Origin of the sequence: Streptococcus sp. HMSC034B05 (genome assembly GCF_001809055.1) — a bacterium.
GTDB lineage: Bacteria > Bacillota > Bacilli > Lactobacillales > Streptococcaceae > Streptococcus > Streptococcus constellatus.
Genome location: NZ_KV795594.1, coordinates 37,060 through 54,070, shown reverse-complemented (window position 1 = coordinate 54,070; position 17,011 = coordinate 37,060). Strand labels below are relative to the sequence as shown.

General features: G+C 39.6%; 14 protein-coding genes and 2 pseudogenes. 6 read left to right on the top strand and 10 right to left on the bottom strand.

Annotated features, from left to right (window positions below):
- The first annotated feature begins 102 nt into the window (after positions 1-102).
- On the top strand, positions 103-588 hold the full coding sequence (locus tag HMPREF2542_RS02270; RefSeq protein WP_039677677.1) for an NUDIX hydrolase: 486 nt from the start codon (positions 103-105) through the stop codon (positions 586-588).
- Between the two features lie 31 nt (positions 589-619).
- Here HMPREF2542_RS02270 and dnaJ read toward each other — a convergent pair whose 3' ends face one another.
- The 8 genes and pseudogenes from dnaJ to HMPREF2542_RS02230 form a co-directional block, all read right to left on the bottom strand.
- On the bottom strand, positions 620-1,753 hold the full coding sequence (gene dnaJ, locus HMPREF2542_RS02265; RefSeq protein WP_058669839.1) for a molecular chaperone DnaJ: 1,134 nt from the start codon (positions 1,751-1,753) through the stop codon (positions 620-622).
- 539 nt (positions 1,754-2,292) lie between these two features.
- The gene (gene dnaK, locus HMPREF2542_RS02260) at positions 2,293-4,116 is read right to left on the bottom strand and encodes a molecular chaperone DnaK (protein ID WP_058669840.1); all 1,824 of its coding nucleotides are present in this window, start codon (positions 4,114-4,116) and stop codon (positions 2,293-2,295) included.
- Positions 4,117-4,566: 450 nt separating this feature from the next.
- Positions 4,567-5,103, bottom strand: a complete 537-nt coding sequence (gene grpE, locus HMPREF2542_RS02255; RefSeq protein WP_058669841.1) for a nucleotide exchange factor GrpE — start codon at positions 5,101-5,103, stop codon at positions 4,567-4,569.
- 35 nt (positions 5,104-5,138) lie between these two features.
- A complete protein-coding gene (hrcA, locus tag HMPREF2542_RS02250) occupies positions 5,139-6,173 on the bottom strand; it encodes a heat-inducible transcriptional repressor HrcA (protein WP_006270270.1) in 1,035 nt (344 codons plus the stop codon).
- A gap of 172 nt (positions 6,174-6,345) precedes the next feature.
- Positions 6,346-7,065 (bottom strand): transaldolase, encoded by a 720-nt coding sequence (locus HMPREF2542_RS02245; protein WP_058669842.1) that lies wholly within the window; start codon positions 7,063-7,065, stop codon positions 6,346-6,348.
- 16 nt (positions 7,066-7,081) lie between these two features.
- Positions 7,082-8,458 (bottom strand): PTS ascorbate transporter subunit IIC, encoded by a 1,377-nt coding sequence (locus HMPREF2542_RS02240; RefSeq protein WP_003070596.1) that lies wholly within the window; start codon positions 8,456-8,458, stop codon positions 7,082-7,084.
- Between the two features lie 19 nt (positions 8,459-8,477).
- Positions 8,478-8,756, bottom strand: coding sequence for a PTS sugar transporter subunit IIB (locus HMPREF2542_RS02235; RefSeq protein WP_003035564.1), 279 nt, complete (start codon positions 8,754-8,756; stop codon positions 8,478-8,480).
- Positions 8,749-9,096: pseudogene (locus tag HMPREF2542_RS02230) on the bottom strand (PTS sugar transporter subunit IIA); the annotation flags it as partial. The pseudogene HMPREF2542_RS02230 and the gene HMPREF2542_RS02235, both read right to left, overlap by 8 nt.
- Here HMPREF2542_RS02230 and HMPREF2542_RS09480 point away from each other — a divergent pair.
- The 5 genes and pseudogenes from HMPREF2542_RS09480 to HMPREF2542_RS02210 all read left to right on the top strand — a co-directional run.
- Positions 9,084-9,275, top strand: a pseudogene (locus HMPREF2542_RS09480) (TetR/AcrR family transcriptional regulator); the annotation flags it as partial. The pseudogenes HMPREF2542_RS02230 and HMPREF2542_RS09480 overlap by 13 nt on opposite strands.
- Before the next feature lie 846 nt (positions 9,276-10,121).
- Positions 10,122-10,715, top strand: coding sequence for a TetR/AcrR family transcriptional regulator (locus HMPREF2542_RS02225; protein WP_049481599.1), 594 nt, complete (start codon positions 10,122-10,124; stop codon positions 10,713-10,715).
- A 4-nt stretch (positions 10,716-10,719) separates the two neighbouring features.
- Positions 10,720-12,051 carry an MATE family efflux transporter gene (locus HMPREF2542_RS02220; protein ID WP_049481597.1) on the top strand — a complete coding sequence of 444 codons (1,332 nt, stop codon included), beginning with the start codon at positions 10,720-10,722 and terminating at the stop codon, positions 12,049-12,051.
- Positions 12,052-12,196: 145 nt separating this feature from the next.
- A complete protein-coding gene (locus tag HMPREF2542_RS02215; RefSeq protein WP_037598016.1) occupies positions 12,197-12,385 on the top strand; it encodes a hypothetical protein in 189 nt (62 codons plus the stop codon).
- On the top strand, positions 12,378-12,989 hold the full coding sequence (locus HMPREF2542_RS02210; protein ID WP_037598019.1) for a Fic/DOC family protein: 612 nt from the start codon (positions 12,378-12,380) through the stop codon (positions 12,987-12,989). The genes HMPREF2542_RS02215 and HMPREF2542_RS02210 overlap by 8 nt, the downstream gene beginning before the upstream one ends.
- A gap of 155 nt (positions 12,990-13,144) precedes the next feature.
- Here HMPREF2542_RS02210 and HMPREF2542_RS02205 read toward each other — a convergent pair whose 3' ends face one another.
- On the bottom strand, positions 13,145-13,876 hold the full coding sequence (locus HMPREF2542_RS02205; RefSeq protein ID WP_037598021.1) for a hypothetical protein: 732 nt from the start codon (positions 13,874-13,876) through the stop codon (positions 13,145-13,147).
- An 8-nt stretch (positions 13,877-13,884) separates the two neighbouring features.
- On the bottom strand, positions 13,885-16,908 hold the full coding sequence (locus HMPREF2542_RS02200; RefSeq protein ID WP_070484237.1) for an SEC10/PgrA surface exclusion domain-containing protein: 3,024 nt from the start codon (positions 16,906-16,908) through the stop codon (positions 13,885-13,887).
- Between the last annotated feature and the right edge of the window lie 103 nt (positions 16,909-17,011).

Below are 17,011 nucleotides of genomic sequence, written 5' to 3'. Positions count from 1 at the left end.
TGTAACAAGAAATAAATTGGAAAACAAGAAACTAAAAACACAACTGTCCGGGGACAGATTTTCATTAAAAATATGCTACACTAGAATACGGAGGAAAGATAAATGACTGATATTACTTTTTGCGAAAAGAAATCTCGATTTCGTTACAAAGCTGCTGCCGTCATTATTGAAGAAGGCGCGCTTGCTTTTATGACCAATCCAAACGAGGATTATTTTTATCCTTTAGGTGGAGCTGTTCAGCTAGGAGAAACTTCAGAAGAAGCTATTCTTCGAGAAATTAAGGAAGAAACTGGACAGGACTACGAAATCGATCGATTGCTGTTCATTCACGAAAATTTTTTCCAACAAAGTTCTGGCAAATTAGCCGGTCTGAATTGCCATGAAATTTCCTTTTATTACTTGATGAAGTCAAAAGGCCAGCAGTTCCCAAGCTTTTCTGCTGCCGAAACAGTTGAATGGATTCCACTAGATCGAATGGATGAGTATCAAGCCTACCCAAATTTTCTAGCAAAACTTGTTTCCACACAACCAACTGGTATCAAGCGCGTCATCACCAAAGATGAAAAACACACAATTTTATCCTTATAATATAAAAGAGCAGCGTCAAACTGCTCTTTTCTTATTGCTCAAAGGCATCTTTCATTTTATCAAAGAAACCTTTTTTCTTTGGATTGATTTTCATATCACCAGCTTCTGCAAACTCTTTCAGTGCTGCTTTTTGTTTGTCGTTAAGTCCTGTCGGTGTTACAACATTGACTGTGACATACTGGTCTCCCATGCTGCCGCCACGAAGACTCGGTGCTCCCTTTCCACGTAGGCGGAAGCGTTTGCCGGTTTGCGTTCCTTCTGGAATGGTTAATTCCACATCACCGTGAACGGTTGGTATTTCCACGCTGTCACCTAAAGCTGCTTGAACGAAATTGAGATTGAGCTTATAATAAATGGTTGATCCATCCCGTTCAAACTTGTCACTTGATTCCACCTGAACGACGACATACAAATCACCATAAGGTCCACCATTGAAACCAGCTTCACCTTGCCCAGATAAGCGAACTTGTTGACCAGTTTCAACACCTGCTGGAATTTTAACATGAACACTATGAGCTTGCTTTTCATGCCCTGTTCCGTGACAAGTTTGGCAAGGGTCTTTGATTTCTTGTCCACGCCCATGACAGACATCACAGGTCACCTGACGGCGCATCATTCCAAGAGGTGTTTGTGTATCCACATTGATCACGCCTGCCCCATGACAGCGGCTACAAGTGACTGGACTGGTTCCTGGTTTCGCACCAGAACCATGACAAGTATGACAGGTTGCCTCACGATTGTATTTAATTTCTTTATCTGTGCCAAAAATCGCTTCTTCAAACTTAAGGTTGACTCGATATTGCAGATCATCTCCTTGACGAGGTGCGTTTGGATTGCGACTTGCACCGCCTCCACCAAAGAAGCTAGAGAAAATATCTTCAAAGCCACCAAAGCTAGAACCATCAAAGCCACCGAAACCGCCAGCTCCACCACCGAAGCCTCCATTGGCACCCGCAGCACCATATTGGTCATAGGCTGCCCGTTTTTGCTCATCACTTAAGGTTTCATAGGCCTCTTGGACTTCCTTGTATTTCTCTTCAGCACCCGGTTCTTTATTGATGTCTGGGTGATATTTCTTTGATAATTTCCGATAGGCTTTCTTGATCTCATCCTGAGATGCATTCTTAGAGACACCTAGACGGTCATAATATTCTGTATTGTTCATTTAAGATACCAAGACCGTAAAATTCGACTGAAAAATAGGAAATCAAGCGACGGAGCGATGCTCCTAGGCTGATTTCTCTTTTTTCTGAGAATTTAGGTCGGGTTCAGTTCCTTTCTAACTTAGTATAAGAAAGAACCGGAAGTTTCCATTCCAATTTCTTTCTTACCGAAAAACAGAGGCTGGGTTACAACCTCTGGATTTCTTCCTATACTTACGATGCAAGATTTTCGAAACGATATTTTTCGAAAATCGAACTAGTAATGCTGAATTGAGTTTTGGCTAAAAACATCGGAAAAAAGATAAGCCATCTTTTGTGCATCGCACAAGGCGATGGCTTCCTATTTTTCTTTCGTTTTCTTAACGCCTCAACATCTTATTGAATCGAGCACGCCCTAACCTCTTGGTGAAAAAGAGACGTAGCTGTTTTCGCTTTAGCGAACTACAGATATGGCTACCTTTAGGTGCAAATCTTTCTAGAAACTAAAGTTTCTGCGTCAGATTTCCTATTTTCACTGTGAGGTTTTAACGGGCTTTGCATCTTATTTTTCAGTAAACTCTCCGTCTACGACGTCATCGCCTGTGTTTCCTGTTGCTTGTGCGCTTTCTGCTCCTGCTTGGGCTTGTTGGGCTGCAGCGGCTTGTTCGTAGAGTTTCATTGCCAATGCTTGAGCTTTTTCGTTGAGAGCTTCCAATTTCGCCTTCATGTCGTCCAAGTTATTGTCTTCTTGCGCTTTCTTAAGTTCATCAAGAGCAGCTTGGGCAGCGTCACGCTCTGCGTCGAAGCCTTTACCTTCTGTTTCCTTGATAGTCTTTTCAGTCGCAAAGATAGCTTGGTCAACTTCGTTACGAAGATCAACTTCTTCTTTACGTTTCTTATCTGCTTCAGCGTTCGCTTCTGCATCCTTCATCATGCGGTCGATTTCTTCGTCAGTCAGGCCGCTGTTAGATTGGATGACAATGTGTTGTTCTTTTTGAGTTCCAAGGTCTTTGGCTTTAACAGACACGATACCGTTCTTATCAATGTCAAAGGTTACTTCGATTTGAGGGATTCCGCGAGGAGCAGCTGGGATATCTGTCAATTGGAAACGTCCCAGAGTCTTGTTATCTGCTGCCATTGGGCGTTCCCCTTGAAGAACGTGGATATCAACAGCTGGTTGGTTGTCTGCTGCAGTTGAGAAGACTTGTGATTTAGAAGTTGGAATTGTTGTGTTGCGATCGATGAGTTTTGTGAAGACGCCACCCATTGTTTCGATACCAAGTGACAATGGTGTTACGTCAAGAAGAACAACGTCTTTCACATCACCAGTGATGACGCCACCTTGGATAGCTGCACCCATGGCAACAACTTCGTCAGGGTTCACTGATTTGTTTGGTTCTTTACCAGTTTCAGCCTTAACAGCTTCCACAACGGCAGGGATACGAGTTGATCCACCAACTAGGATAACTTCATCGATTTCTGACAGAGAAAGTCCAGCGTCAGATAGAGCACGACGAACAGGACCTTTTGTACGGTCTACAAGATCACGTGTTAAATCATCAAATTTAGCACGAGTCAGGGTCATTTCCAAGTGGAGCGGTCCAGCTTCACCAGCTGTGATAAATGGCAGGCTGATTTGCGTTGAAGTCACACCTGAAAGATCCTTCTTCGCTTTTTCAGCTGCGTCTTTCAAACGTTGAAGCGCCATCTTGTCAGTTGATAAGTCAATACCGTTTTCTTTCTTAAACTCAGCTACCATATGGTCAATAATCTTTTGGTCAAAGTCGTCACCGCCGAGTTTGTTGTCCCCTGCAGTTGCCAATACATCAAAGACACCGTCACCTAATTCAAGGATTGATACGTCAAAAGTACCACCACCAAGGTCAAATACCAAGATTTTTTCTTCTTTATCAGTCTTATCCAGACCATAAGCAAGGGCTGCAGCTGTTGGTTCGTTGACAATCCGTTCTACTTCAAGACCAGCGATTTTACCAGCGTCTTTGGTCGCTTGACGTTGTGCATCGTTAAAGTAAGCTGGCACAGTGATAACTGCCTTAGTTACTTTTTCACCAAGATAATCTTCTGCATAACCTTTCAAGTATTGCAGAATCATGGCTGAAATTTCTTGTGGAGTGTACTCTTTTCCGTTAGCAGAAACTTTTTCAGAAGTTCCCATTTTTGATTTGATAGAAATCACTGTATCTGGGTTTGTCACTGCTTGACGTTTTGCAGCATCGCCAACGATGATTTCACCATTTTTAAATGATACGACAGACGGAGTTGTGCGATTTCCTTCTGGATTTGCGATAATTTTGCTTTCAGTTCCTTCAAGAACTGCAACTGCTGAGTTTGTTGTACCTAAGTCAATACCGATAATTTTAGACATAATAATGATACCAAGAACGCCGACAATGCGACTGAAAATTAGGGAACCAACGAAGCATTCGATGAATGCCAGGCGGTTTATCTATTTTCCGAGCATTTCGTTCGGGTTCAAATCCTTTCTTATTTCCTCTTTTTAAAATTTCTTCTTGATATTTCCCTTAAGTGGTGGGGACGTGAGCAACTCCCTACGGGATTTCATCACTTATTTTTGAGCCTAAAGTCTCAAAAATCCCCTGTTTCAGTAGCACAAGCTACTGAAACTTTCACCACGGCGGAAAATATCGGTTTTGCAAGCCTCCGGCTTGCCTCTTATCTTCCTTCATAGTTTATTGTCGTTTCGGACAAGCTTTACGCAGTAGCTGATTGGCAGTTCACTTCGCAAACGCTCGTGACCAGCCTAATCACCCTTGCGGGGGTGCGTCAACGAAATCACAGATTTCTGACTTACCGCCTAATTATAAACAACCACCATTGCTGGTCGAAGAATACGATCGTGAAGTTTGTAGCCTTTTTGGAAGACTTGTGCGATGGTATCAGCTGGGTGCTCGTCGTCAGCTGGAACTGTTTGAATGGCCATGTGATAGTTATGGTCAAATGCTCCGTCCGCTGCGATTTCTTCAATTCCTTCTTCTTTGAGAGCATGAATCAAGCTTTCCTGCACCATCTCTAAGCCTTTTTTGACATCATCTGTCAGACTTTCGACAGCCAGAGCTCGCTCTAAATTGTCCAACGAAGGCAAGATAGCTTTTGCCAGATCCTGACTGCGGTATCTTTGCAGCTGCTGGCGTTCTTCATTAGCACGGCGCTGAATATTTTGCATTTCAGCGTGAGCACGGAGATATTTGTTTTCAAAATCTTCTGCACGCTCATTGGCTAGTTCTAATTCTGTTTTTTCAGGGCTTACTGATTCAACCTGCTCAGCTGTTTCTACAGCTTCCTCTTTTACTTCTACATCTTCTGGATGTTCTTCTTGTTTATGTTTTGCCACAAGGCACCTCCTTTTTAGGAATATTTATACTATAATTAATGGACTTCATAGTGATTACTACTCAGATATCGATAAAAATCAGTCAATTTCATAGTCAGCACACGGTTGACAACATTCATCTGGCTGACCAGCCGTTGGTAATCAAGATTAACCGGACCAACAACTGCCAGCACCCCAAAACCTCGATAAGGAATGAGGAATTTGCTGGAAATTAGAGTCAAATCAGCCAAACAGCTTTCTCTGCTGTCTGCAACGCGCACACTTTGCATCTGATCTTCAGCTAAACTATCTCGAAGCTCAAAAGCTACTTTTTGGGGCTGATCAAAGAACTGATAACTCTCTAAATCTGCAAAATCTAATAATCTTACCTTCCCAGACACAATGACATTTTCTTTGAAAATATCACTAAAGATATGCTCGAAAAGATCCAGAACATTGTCGGTCGTTGTAAAATAACGCTGGATAATCTGAGGAATCTCTGTTCGGATTTTATAGTGAATATCAAGAACTGTTTGTCCTAAAAAACGATCTTGAATCAATTCTTTCAGCTGAACCAAATCACCTCGTAGGAAATTACGGGGGATCACGAACTGGCTGGTAATCGTATTGGACTCATCTAAAGTGAAAACTGCTAAAGCTGTATGTTGGCTGAGAATCACGATGTCAAAAGCAGTCAAGCGTTGTTGACTTGGCTCTACATCAAGTGCTGCCACTGTACATCCGCTCAACATTGAAAGAACATCTGCTGCCTGTTGAAGAACATCCTCTAACTTGAAGAATTCACGATCAAATGCCTTTATCACTTCATAGAGTTCATTTTCAGCAAGACGATCAAAGGAAAGGGAGTGTTTGACAAAGTATTGAAAACCAGCAACACTAGGCTTACGTCCACTTGATGTGTGTGCTTTTTCTAAAAGGCCTTGTTTTTCAAGAATAGCCATATCATTACGAATCGTCGCACTGCTTGATTTGATTGACTCTTGTAGCGCTTTGGATCCGACTGGCTCGTGGGTCTTGGTAAAGATATCAATAATCAAATTCAAAATCTCATTTTGACGCTCCGTGACCACGGCATCACCTCCAATCAAGATTCCAATCTCAATTAGCACTCAATCACCTCGAGTGCTAACCCATGATTCTATTATACACTCTTCTACTCCAAAGTCAAGATAAAAACTCAAAAAATTAGCACTCTTTTTACAAGAGTGCTAAAAATCAGACTTAAGATGAAGTATTTGCACATCATTCTTCTATTATCTTAAACCCTAAGCTAGTGCTATCACGGAGAAACATCTGAACAGTTTCCAATGAATACTCATATAGATCTTTGCCATTGAGAGATAATTTTTGAATCAAATCTGGTGTACAAGTGATAATATCTACACCTAACTCGTCTGCCTGATAAATATTGTATGCTTCTCGTGGACTCGCCCACAGCAATTCCACACTAGATTTTTGATGACATAAAGTCAAAGATTCTTTCATAATCGGTATCGGATCCACACCTGTATCAGCTATCCGCCCCGCAAAGACAGACACGATTGACGGCAGTCCTGCCTTTAAAACTGGCACAATTTCCTTGACTTGTTCTACAGTAAACACCGCTGTCACATTAACTTTAATTCCTTTAGATGTTAATCGATCAATGAGAGGAAGAGTTGATTCACCTCGAGAATTGATGACCGGAATTTTCACATAGACATTTTCACCGATAGAAGCTAAGAATTCCGCTTCTTTCTCCATGATTTCCATCTCGTCTGAAAACACCTCAAATGACACTGGAAATTCTGTAATTTTTGTCAACACTTCTTTGGCAAATTCTACATAACTTGTAATGCCCGCTTTTTTCATTAGACTAGGATTGGTTGTAAAACCCGATACTAACCCAGACTCTAAATCCTTTAACATCTTATCCAATACCGCACCATCTGAGTAAACTTTAATAGATAATGTTTTAACCATATTTTTCTCCTTTATGTTATTCTTCAGAAATATTATTTAAAGCTGTATTTCCCTTTGTAATGATGGATGGTAACAGTAAAACTACGACTAAAACCGCTACAATCAGATAAACACCGATTTGTCCAATGGAATTTCCAACATTACCCAGCAAAATTCCAAATACGCCAAAGTCAAAATCGCCAAACGTTGTATTTGCAAAACCCAATTTTCCTAAAACGGGTAAGAGCGTTGCAGGAAGAAAGGCTAGAAACAAGCCATTTACAAAAGATCCCAAAATAGCTCCACGTCTCCCCCCTGTTGCATTTCCGAATATTCCAGCAGTTGCTCCACAGAAAAAGTGAGGCACCATACCAGGAACAATCAAAACACCACCAATTGCTCCTAACACGAACATACCAAGCAAACCTCCAAGGAAACTAAAAGCAAAACCGAGAATAACAGCCGTCGGAGCATAAGGAAAGAATACAGCACAATCCACAGCAGGAACAGCATTCGGAATCAATTTCATTGCGATACCTTGGAAAGCTGGAATCAAATCTGCCAAAATCATCCGAACACCAGCATAAACGATAGCGACACCAACTGCGAATGTCAAACCGCCTACAATAGCAAAGATGAACGGATTTTTTCCTGCTGCTAATTCTGTTACAGTTTTAGGATTATTGATGAGACAGGCTACAACTGCAATGAGGTAAAATACGACCATTACCAAGCCTGTCGAAATGGTTGTATTTCTCAAAAAACTCCACTTCTCAGAGATATGCAATTCTTCCGTACTGGGACTGTTTTTGCCAACTTTAGAACCAATCCAAGCTGACAGATAGTAACCCAGACTACCAAAATGTCCCATAGCAATCTCATCTCCATCGGTGACTTTCAGAGTATACTTTTGCCCGATAGCTGGCGAAATTGCAGACCAGGCCCCAAGAATAAAGCCGCCAACCGCAACTAAAGCCATTCCTTTAAAGCCAATCGCTCCCAATACTGCAGACAAAAGACAAGCCATAAAGAAACTATGGTGTCCTGTTAAAAAGATATATTTGAATCGCGTGAAACGTGCAAACAAAATATTTAAAACCAAGCCAACAATCAAGATTGACATGGTTTCAACACCTAAAATCTTTTGAGCTACCGAAGTTACAGCTTCATTATTTGGTACAACCCCTGTAATGCCAAAGCCTTGGTCAATCAAAGTAGCCAAAGGAGCTAGGTTTTGTTGGATAACAGTCGCTCCAGCAGCTAACATCAAATACCCTAGAATAGGTCCTAATGTTCCTGTCAACACCTTGTGACTCGGAGTGCGCAAAGCGACTAAGCCAACGAAGGCAATCAGGCCCATCAAAAACGCAGGTTCGCTCAAAATATTTTGTAAAAAAGTCAGTACTCCATTCATCATAAAACCTCCATTCTTATTAAGGATTCATTTCTTCTAAAACTGGGACCAAATCTGCTTCAATCTTTTTACGATTTGTGTAGCTTTTGACAATACAGACTTTGGTTTCTACTGGAAAAATATCTTTAAATTCTTTAACTGTTACGTAAAGATCAGCACCTTTTCCGACTGCAGCATTTGAGTCACAAGACTCTACCTCCACTTCGATACCCAAATCTTTAGCTATTGCTTCCACCTTTAAACGTAGTAAAAGACTGCTGCCGATACCATTTCCACAAACTGTTACAATTTTAATCATAGCTTTCTCCTTTCTCAATTGCTTCTGTGATGATGCATAGTATTTCATCAATTGTTTCCGCCCTAATTAAGCTCCCTACTACTTCTTCATCATCCAAAATCATTGCCAGCTCCTGCAACGACTTTAGATGGGAAGTCGAATCAACTGCAGCCAAGACAAAAATTAGTTGAACTTGCTTTTCCTCATCTCCTTCATCTGTTATATCAAAATCCACAGGTTGTTTGAGTTGCAATAAACTAATTCCCAATTTATCAACTCCGTATTCAGCCGATGCATGTGGAACAGCAACCCTTGGTGCCAGTACAATATATGGTCCCATTTGCTCCACCGAATCAATCACTTATTGATTTACCAGATGACTTTATCATCTCCCTACTGGTTCATTATGTGATTGCCAACATTGAAGTGTGGATAACCCAAGAAAATCCACTCCCACCACAAATCTTCAAAGAAAAATTTTTAACCCTCGTTCACACCTCAATTGATCAATACATATCGTCAGAGAAAACTGAAAACTAACTATCACAAAAGAGACTGAGCAAACAGTTCAGTCTCTTCATTTTAGACTAACTCTAATACATTGAAATAATAGTTGAGGTGAGTTTCTCAAAAAATGCACTAAAAAACACCCAATGAGGTAAACATTGGGTGTTTGTAATCGTTGCTGTAAAGCAGTTCTTAACGTTTTGAGAACTGGCTAGCTTTACGAGCTTTCTTAAGACCTGGTTTGAACAGAGTTAGTTTTAATAAATTTCAAAACCCTTTAAAATCAGCGCTTTCCCCTATTTACAGAAAGCGAATTTTCATCTAATTTTAACTAATTTGATTTGAATGGTGTGAATTTTACCCCACAAATACACGAATTGAGCTGCTAAATACCAAAATTCACACCATTATTGTTTAAAAAACAAAGCAAGTGATTTTCTAACAGTCACTTGCTTTTTGTATCAATGATTTTCTACAAAATCTAAAATATCTTCATAGGTTAATAAGGAAACAATCTATTCAACAGTTAAATGAAGTGTTTTTTATTTTTGATATACGATAAATCATGTTTTCTAAATATCATAGGGTTTGTTATTTAAAATATATTTGTGATAAGGTTTATGTAATGCAGGATGGAGTTTTAATTAGTGATGATAAATTTGTAGTTAGGGGTGAAAATATTGCTTTTCAAAAAAGAAACTTTTGCCTAAAATTCAAATGAAACATTGGAATTTCTAAATCTTAGTTATTATATAAAGACGCTTAACCTTTCTTTATGGGGAAATATTATATTAGAGCTTGCCTATCTGAGATATTGACAATTTTGGTTAGTTAATGTTAAGATATACCTACCGACATATATATCGGTAAGGAGGATAAATGAAAAGAGAACGGCTAACAGCAAATGAAAGAAAATTAGAAATACAGAATATTGCATTGGAAGTTTTTACAATAAAGGGATATAAAAACACAAGTATGCATGATTTAGTACAAGCTACCGGACTATCCGCAGGAGGATTGTATCATCATTATAAAAGTACATCTGAAATTCTTTACGACATGATGATCCGAGGTTGTAAATATAGGGAAGATATTATTAAAAAAAAGATATCTGAAATTCCAAAACCTTTAGGTATAGAGGTGTTAGCTGAACTAATTGTTGATAAGGCACTTTCCAGCAATACATTTGTTCCAGTATATGTTATGTTCTTGCAGTCGATGCAGGAAGATGAAACCTTACAACAACTTTATAAAGATATAAGGGATAGTAATATAAGGGATTTTGAGCAAATGTTAGAGGAAAACGGATGTTTGAAGATTTCTAAAGAATCTTGGAGTCTACTCAATGATTTGGTTAATACTTTCATTTTAGGTTGTGAGACATTAGGAATCAGGGAACATTTAATTTCACAACGTCACATTCTTAAAAAAATGATAATTGACGTTCTAATAGAAAACAGAGAAGAGGTGTAATTGTATGAATAAAAATAGTAAAGAGCTGTTAACAGAGCAGCCATTACAAATATTAATTAAGCTATCATTACCTGCGATATTAGGAATGATTGTTATTGGCTTATATCCGCTAATGGATGGTATTTTTGCGGGTCAAATACTTGGTGAAAAAGCCATGACGGCAGTAGGCATTGCTACCCCATTTACCTACATCAATACTGGGATTGCTACTTTGATTGGTGTAGGGTCGGCATCTCTACTTTCCAGAGCAATTGGAGAAGGAAATCAAAGAACCATTGACAAAGTTATGGGGAATCTTTGCTTTTGGGTTTTGTTATTGTCAACAATAGTTACAATATTAGGTATTTTATTTTGCGGACAGCTTCTTATGGTATTTGGAGCTAAGGGAGAACTTTTAGATCTTTCTACTCGTTATTTACGAATTATTTTTCTTGGATCCCTATTTGTGAATTTTGCACAGGCAGCTAATATGGTAATGCGTGGTGAAGGGTTAATGAAACGAGCCATGTTAATTATGTCATTGGGAGCAGGAATAAATATAGTATTAGATCCGGTTTTAATGATAATGTTTAAAGAACATGGAGTCGAGGGAGCTGCTATTGCTACAGTAACAGCACAATTTATTCAAGCAGTATTTACGCTTTGGTATTTTAAGAAAAAAAGTGAAACTGTAAAAATTGGTTTGATGAGAAAAGAAAAGGAAATAACAGGAGAGATGTTTTCGGTAGGAGTTTCTGCTATGCTTATGCAGGTGCTTACTATTATTCAACAGAGCTTTCTTTATAGTCAGGCATTTCGATATGGAGGAGAAACTTCAGCAGCCATTATGGCAGTATCATTAAGAATACAAGCTTTTTCTTTCATTCCGCTATGGGGAATGAGTCAAGGATTACAACCTGCTATTGGTGCCAATTTCGGAGCGAAGCAATATAATAGGGTGAAAAAAATATTTAATGTTTTTACTATTAGTTCAATCGTATTGGCAGCTTGTTTTTGGATACCAGCAGAAGGATTTGCTAAACAGATTCTTAATTTATTTGGATTGTCTGATGAAACACTACTTTTAGCGGTTCCAAACTTTCGTATAATGTATAGTATTTTCATTGTTTATGGGATAATGATTATGATTATGACATTTTTCCAAGCGATTGGAGATGGTAAAACAGCTGGTATTCTAGTTATGTTAAGGCAAGTGATTTTATTTATTCCAACTATGATTTTCCTTCCGCACATATTTGGAGCACAAAGTATTTGGTATGTTATACCTATAGTTGATGGCATTGTTATATTATTGGGATTGCAGAGATATTTTACAACAGTTAAGAAAATGAAATAGCTAATAAATTATGTAGAAGAGCAGCAAATCGAAAGGTTTACTGTTTTTTCTTGTTTATTATAAAAAGAAAGGAATCTCTATTCCTTAATGTGAGCATACCGAATTTATGATATAATAATAGTAGCACTATACAAGGAGGTTTACCGTGACTCTTGATGTAAATAAAGATAAATTAACAATTTTAGGGATTCCCTTTGATAACTTTTCAGATTTTGATACCGTCTGGTATGCTATTGGGTCATCAATGATTGAAAATTATGAACCTACCGTTCAAGATGTGATTGATTTAAAAACTTATGTTATCAACAGACGAAAGGAATTGAACATTGGTTAAAAATCAATACGAAGGCTACGAGTACATTGACCCTAATCACCAGTATACCTATCCAAATTCTACAGTCTTAATCAACAAACAAAATATTACAAATATTGAAGAAGCTTACCGGAATGAGCATTTATTCGTTACTAGAAGGCTTGCAGACTTACGCTTGAAAACCATTGAAGTCTATTCTATTAGTGATATTTTAGCCATTCATAAATATTTATTTCAAGATGTCTATGCTTGGGCGGGACAATATCGCGAGGTGAATATCTCAAAAAGTGGGAATCCTTTTATGCCAATACAATCTTTCAGTACTGCCCAAGCATATATAAACCGCCTTATTCATACCTATTATCAAACTGCTAATTCAAAAGATGAGATTATTAAACAATTAGCACAAATTCTTGATAATCTTAATTACTTCCATCCTTTTCGAGAAGGGAATGGACGAACTCAACGAGAAGTTATTCGTTCCTTAGCACTATCAAAAGGGTATTCTGCACAAATACGAGTGGAACAAGATGATGAAGTTTACAACCTTTATATGGATGGAACAGTCTATGGAGATTTAAGAAAATTAGAAGAACTACTTTGTAAAATATTGATAGAAATTTAAGAAATAATTGTTTAACATCATAGGCTACAATGATATATTAAAGATTCTCAACTGCACAAAAATGAATGCGGGCAATTTTTAGTTATTACCATGTAGTTCTGTGGCAACTTCAAAATTTAAAAAAGCAAGAATCAATGACGATTCTTGCTTTTTATCTAGTCTACTTCAACTCCTTTTGTATTAGGAGAGTCCATAACAATAGGATTAGTAGTTCTTGTAATTAAATATCCTCCCAATGTACCACGGTTAGAGTCATATGTATAAAAAGTAGTATATTGGCTATCAAAGATAGTTGCCTTTCCAACACTATTAAAGCTAGTATAATCATATAAAGGTCTTTGGGGTGAAGCATTCCGTCCTTCAAATACTAAATAATTAAATCTTTCACCAATAGTCTCATTACCAGAGGCATCAGTCTTAATGTTTACTTTCAAATCTTGACTCATTACATCTTTACCAACAGATTTCTGCAAGTGCTCAAGTGAAGCTTTCTCTTCAGGATAAGTAGCTTCCTTTAAATATGTAATCCAATCTTGTTTGACTTGCTCATACCATTTTGAAAGCTGTTTTATGATTTCTTTGTCAGACATTTTGCTGATATCTCCAAGCTTTAAACTATCTGGTACAGAGTAAATTTTAACCTTACCTTTATTCACCAACCAAATATCAGATATTTCTTTATTTTTATCTACTTCTGAAACTCTATACCATAATTCATTTTTAGCTGTCTTAAAATGTTCATAAATACCAACTGGTTTTTTAAATTCATTTGTTGCTGATTTTTCTGTCTTTTGAGCAGTTTCTGATTGCTTTTGTATCGTGGAGCAAGCACTCAATATCGTTACTACAGATAAAGCTAAACAGATTACTTTTACAATTTTTTTCATATACTCCTTTATCCGTTTCTTCCACGTTTTCTACGTACACCAAAGCTAAGACTTGCTAAGATTCCCATACCTATCAATGCCAGCCATGAACCTTTTTCTCCAGTTTGTGGGAGTTGTTTGTCAGCTCGGCTATAAATATAGCTTGAGTGAATGGTTGGGCGAATCTTTTTGCTTGTGGTCATTGGTTTGGCAGCTTGACGCATTGAAAGAGCTTGTGCTTTTTCTTCTGCTGCTTTCTTAGAAGCAACCCACTCCTCATAAGCCTTCTTCACCGCCTCATACTGACTATTTGCATCCTTTTGGTCTTTTAACAGTTCCGCCAGTTTACTACGCGCTTCTAACGTCTTAGCAACGGCTTCCTTATGTTTCGCACTTGCTTCCAATTGTTTTGATACCGCTTCACCAAGCAACTTATCCGCATTCTTATACATGGCCAGCAAGTTTTGTTGGTCTTTCAACTTGCCTTCCAGCACTGCACGTTCCGCAGCCAATTTAGATTCCATGTTCTTCGCATCGGCTACCGCTTGTTCAGCGGCTACCAATTTGGCATCTTCACGCGCTTTGCTTGCTTTCAGGGTTGCTAAGTTGTTTTCAGCTGCCGTCAAGGCTTGTTCTGCGGTACGAAGTGCCGCTTGTTTTTCTTTGATAGATGCGTTCAAGTTGGCAACCGCTTTGTCTGCCGCATCTTTACGAGCTTGTGCATCCTTGCGAGCAGTCGTTGCTTTTTCTAAGGCTTCATTAGCCGCTGGTGTAGCGTCTTTCACCCCGGTGAGTGCTGCCAATTTGGCTTTGGTAGCGTTGAGCATCTGTTGCGCTTCCATTGCTTTGCTTTCTGCTTCACGAAGGGCGGTCGCAGCCTTTTGAGCCGCTTCTTCTTTGGCAGCCAAGACCGCTTGCGCTTTTTGCAATGTAACTTGTTTTTCTTGAATCGATGCGTTGAGGTTGGTAACCGCTTTGTCTGCACTCGCTTTGCGGGTTTCTGCGCTAGTACGCGTTGCAACTGCTGCACGATGTGCCATTTCAGCGCTAGGTGTTTGGAGCGCTTGGTTGCGTACAGTAGCCAATTCACTTTGTGTCGTGCTCAGTGCTTGATGAGCTGCATCAAAAGCAGCTTGTTTAGCAGTCAGAACCCCATTGGCTTCATTGAAGGCTGTGAGTGCTGCTTGAAAGTCACTTTCGGCTTGACCGGCATATTTATCACTGAATCCCACATAGTGCATACGACCAAGTCCGTTTGGTGTTACGCTAGATGCGACACCGATGACATCATCATCTTGTTCATTACCAAGCATGTTAGACATATGACCAAAATCGCTATGGTAGTCATTTACCATCATTCCAATAATGGTTCCTGCAATAAAACGATACATTTCGGTCATGGTTGTAGTGCGATTGCGAAGTGTGCTGAGATTTTCACTCATCCATGTTAGTTTTGATGAAGCTGTTTCACCAGCAGCCAGTGCGGCATGACTGTGACCAGACGACCATGGTTTGTTTTCTTTGGCATACGCTTCGGCAACTTTTTGGACATAATCCATCGCTTCTTCGGTGGTATAAGTTTTCACCTTAGTACCCCAGAATTGGCGACGAACCGCTGTAATTAAGTGGGCATAATATTGGGTTAAGGCTTTTGCTTGTTCACGGGTCATATGAGCTGGATCAACCGTTGATGGATCAATTGGTACATTTCCATAACGTTCAATGTCGTAAGCACCTTCCTCAATCCACTTATTGAAGACGTTTTGAAGCGCATCTTTATCGGCTTCTTCACGTTCAGAATCCAAATACTTCTTATACGCATCAATCACATATTGTGGTACGGTGATCGTCGATAACTTCTTCTTAACATCCAATTCTTTCTGTAAAGCATCACGTTTGGCTTCGGCTGCTTCTTTGGCTGCTTTCTTGGCTTCGGCATTTTTCTTGGCTTCCGCAAGGGCATTTTCGGCGTCTGTTTTAGCTACAGCTTGTTCTGCTTCTTTTGTGGTTAAGTCTTTGATTTTGGCATCACGATCGGCATCTGCTTTCTTAGCTTCGTCCAATTTTTGAGCGGCTTCCACTTCTTTGGTTTTGGCGTCAGAAAGAGCCTTCTCAGCGGCTTTTTGTTCATCCAAGACCTTTTGAACACCAGTCCCGTCAAGGGCTGCCTGAGCTGTTTCTACTGCCTTTTTAGCGGTGTTAACGTCCGCTTTAGCTGCGCTATCGGCTGCCTTTTTTGCAGCAGCATCGGTTGCGGTGTCGGTTGCCGTTTTGCTTTGAGTGGTTTCTTGGTTTTTCAAGTCCTTGATTTGGGTATGACGGTCGGCATCTGCCTTTTTAGCGGCTGCCAATTTTTGAGTAGCATCGCTTTCTGCCTTTTTGGCATCTTCTAAGCTTTTATTGGCTGCTTTTTGTTCATCAAGAGCTTTTTGTTCCCCGGTGCCATTGAGCGCTGCTTTGGCGGTATCGACACCTTTTTTAGCCGTATCAACTGCTTTTTGTCCAGCTTCTACCCCTTTTTGGGATTGTTCTACCGCTTGTTTTTGGGTAGTAGCCGCGTCAGTCGCTTTTTGTGTGGCGTTAGCTGCGGTATCACTTGCTTTTTGATTTTGTGCAATCTCTTTTTGCGTATCAGTTACGCCTTTTTCCGCTTGGGCAATCGCATCTGGTGTAGCGGCAGCCTTATTCTTTTCCGCTTCGGCTACTTTTGCGGTAGCATCTTCAACAGCCTTTTGGCTGTTCGCTTCAATTTGAGCACTTTCAGCTACTTTCCCAGCTTGGTCGGTCACCGCTTGATCGGCTTGTTGCTTAATCCCATGCGCTTCCTCAACCGTCTTCTCTGTTGGGGTGGTGGTGACCGCAGCACCATCCTTTGTCAATAGAACACCGTCCAAGACTTTAATATTGTGTTCCTTGGGTGCTGTTACATCAGAAGACAGAGTAGTTGACGGTTTGACCACTTCGTCCGCTTGTACAGTTGCCCCATTAGCTACACCAAACGTAGCTAGTGCTATAGCCCCTGTTGCTGTACCTTTAATAACCTTGTTTCCCATAGTTCCTCCTGTTTTTTTACTTTTAGGAAGGCTTGACTACAAAGTCAAGCCTTGTTATATGTAGTATAACAAGCGTTTTTGTCAAGTATTTAGCACTTGTTTA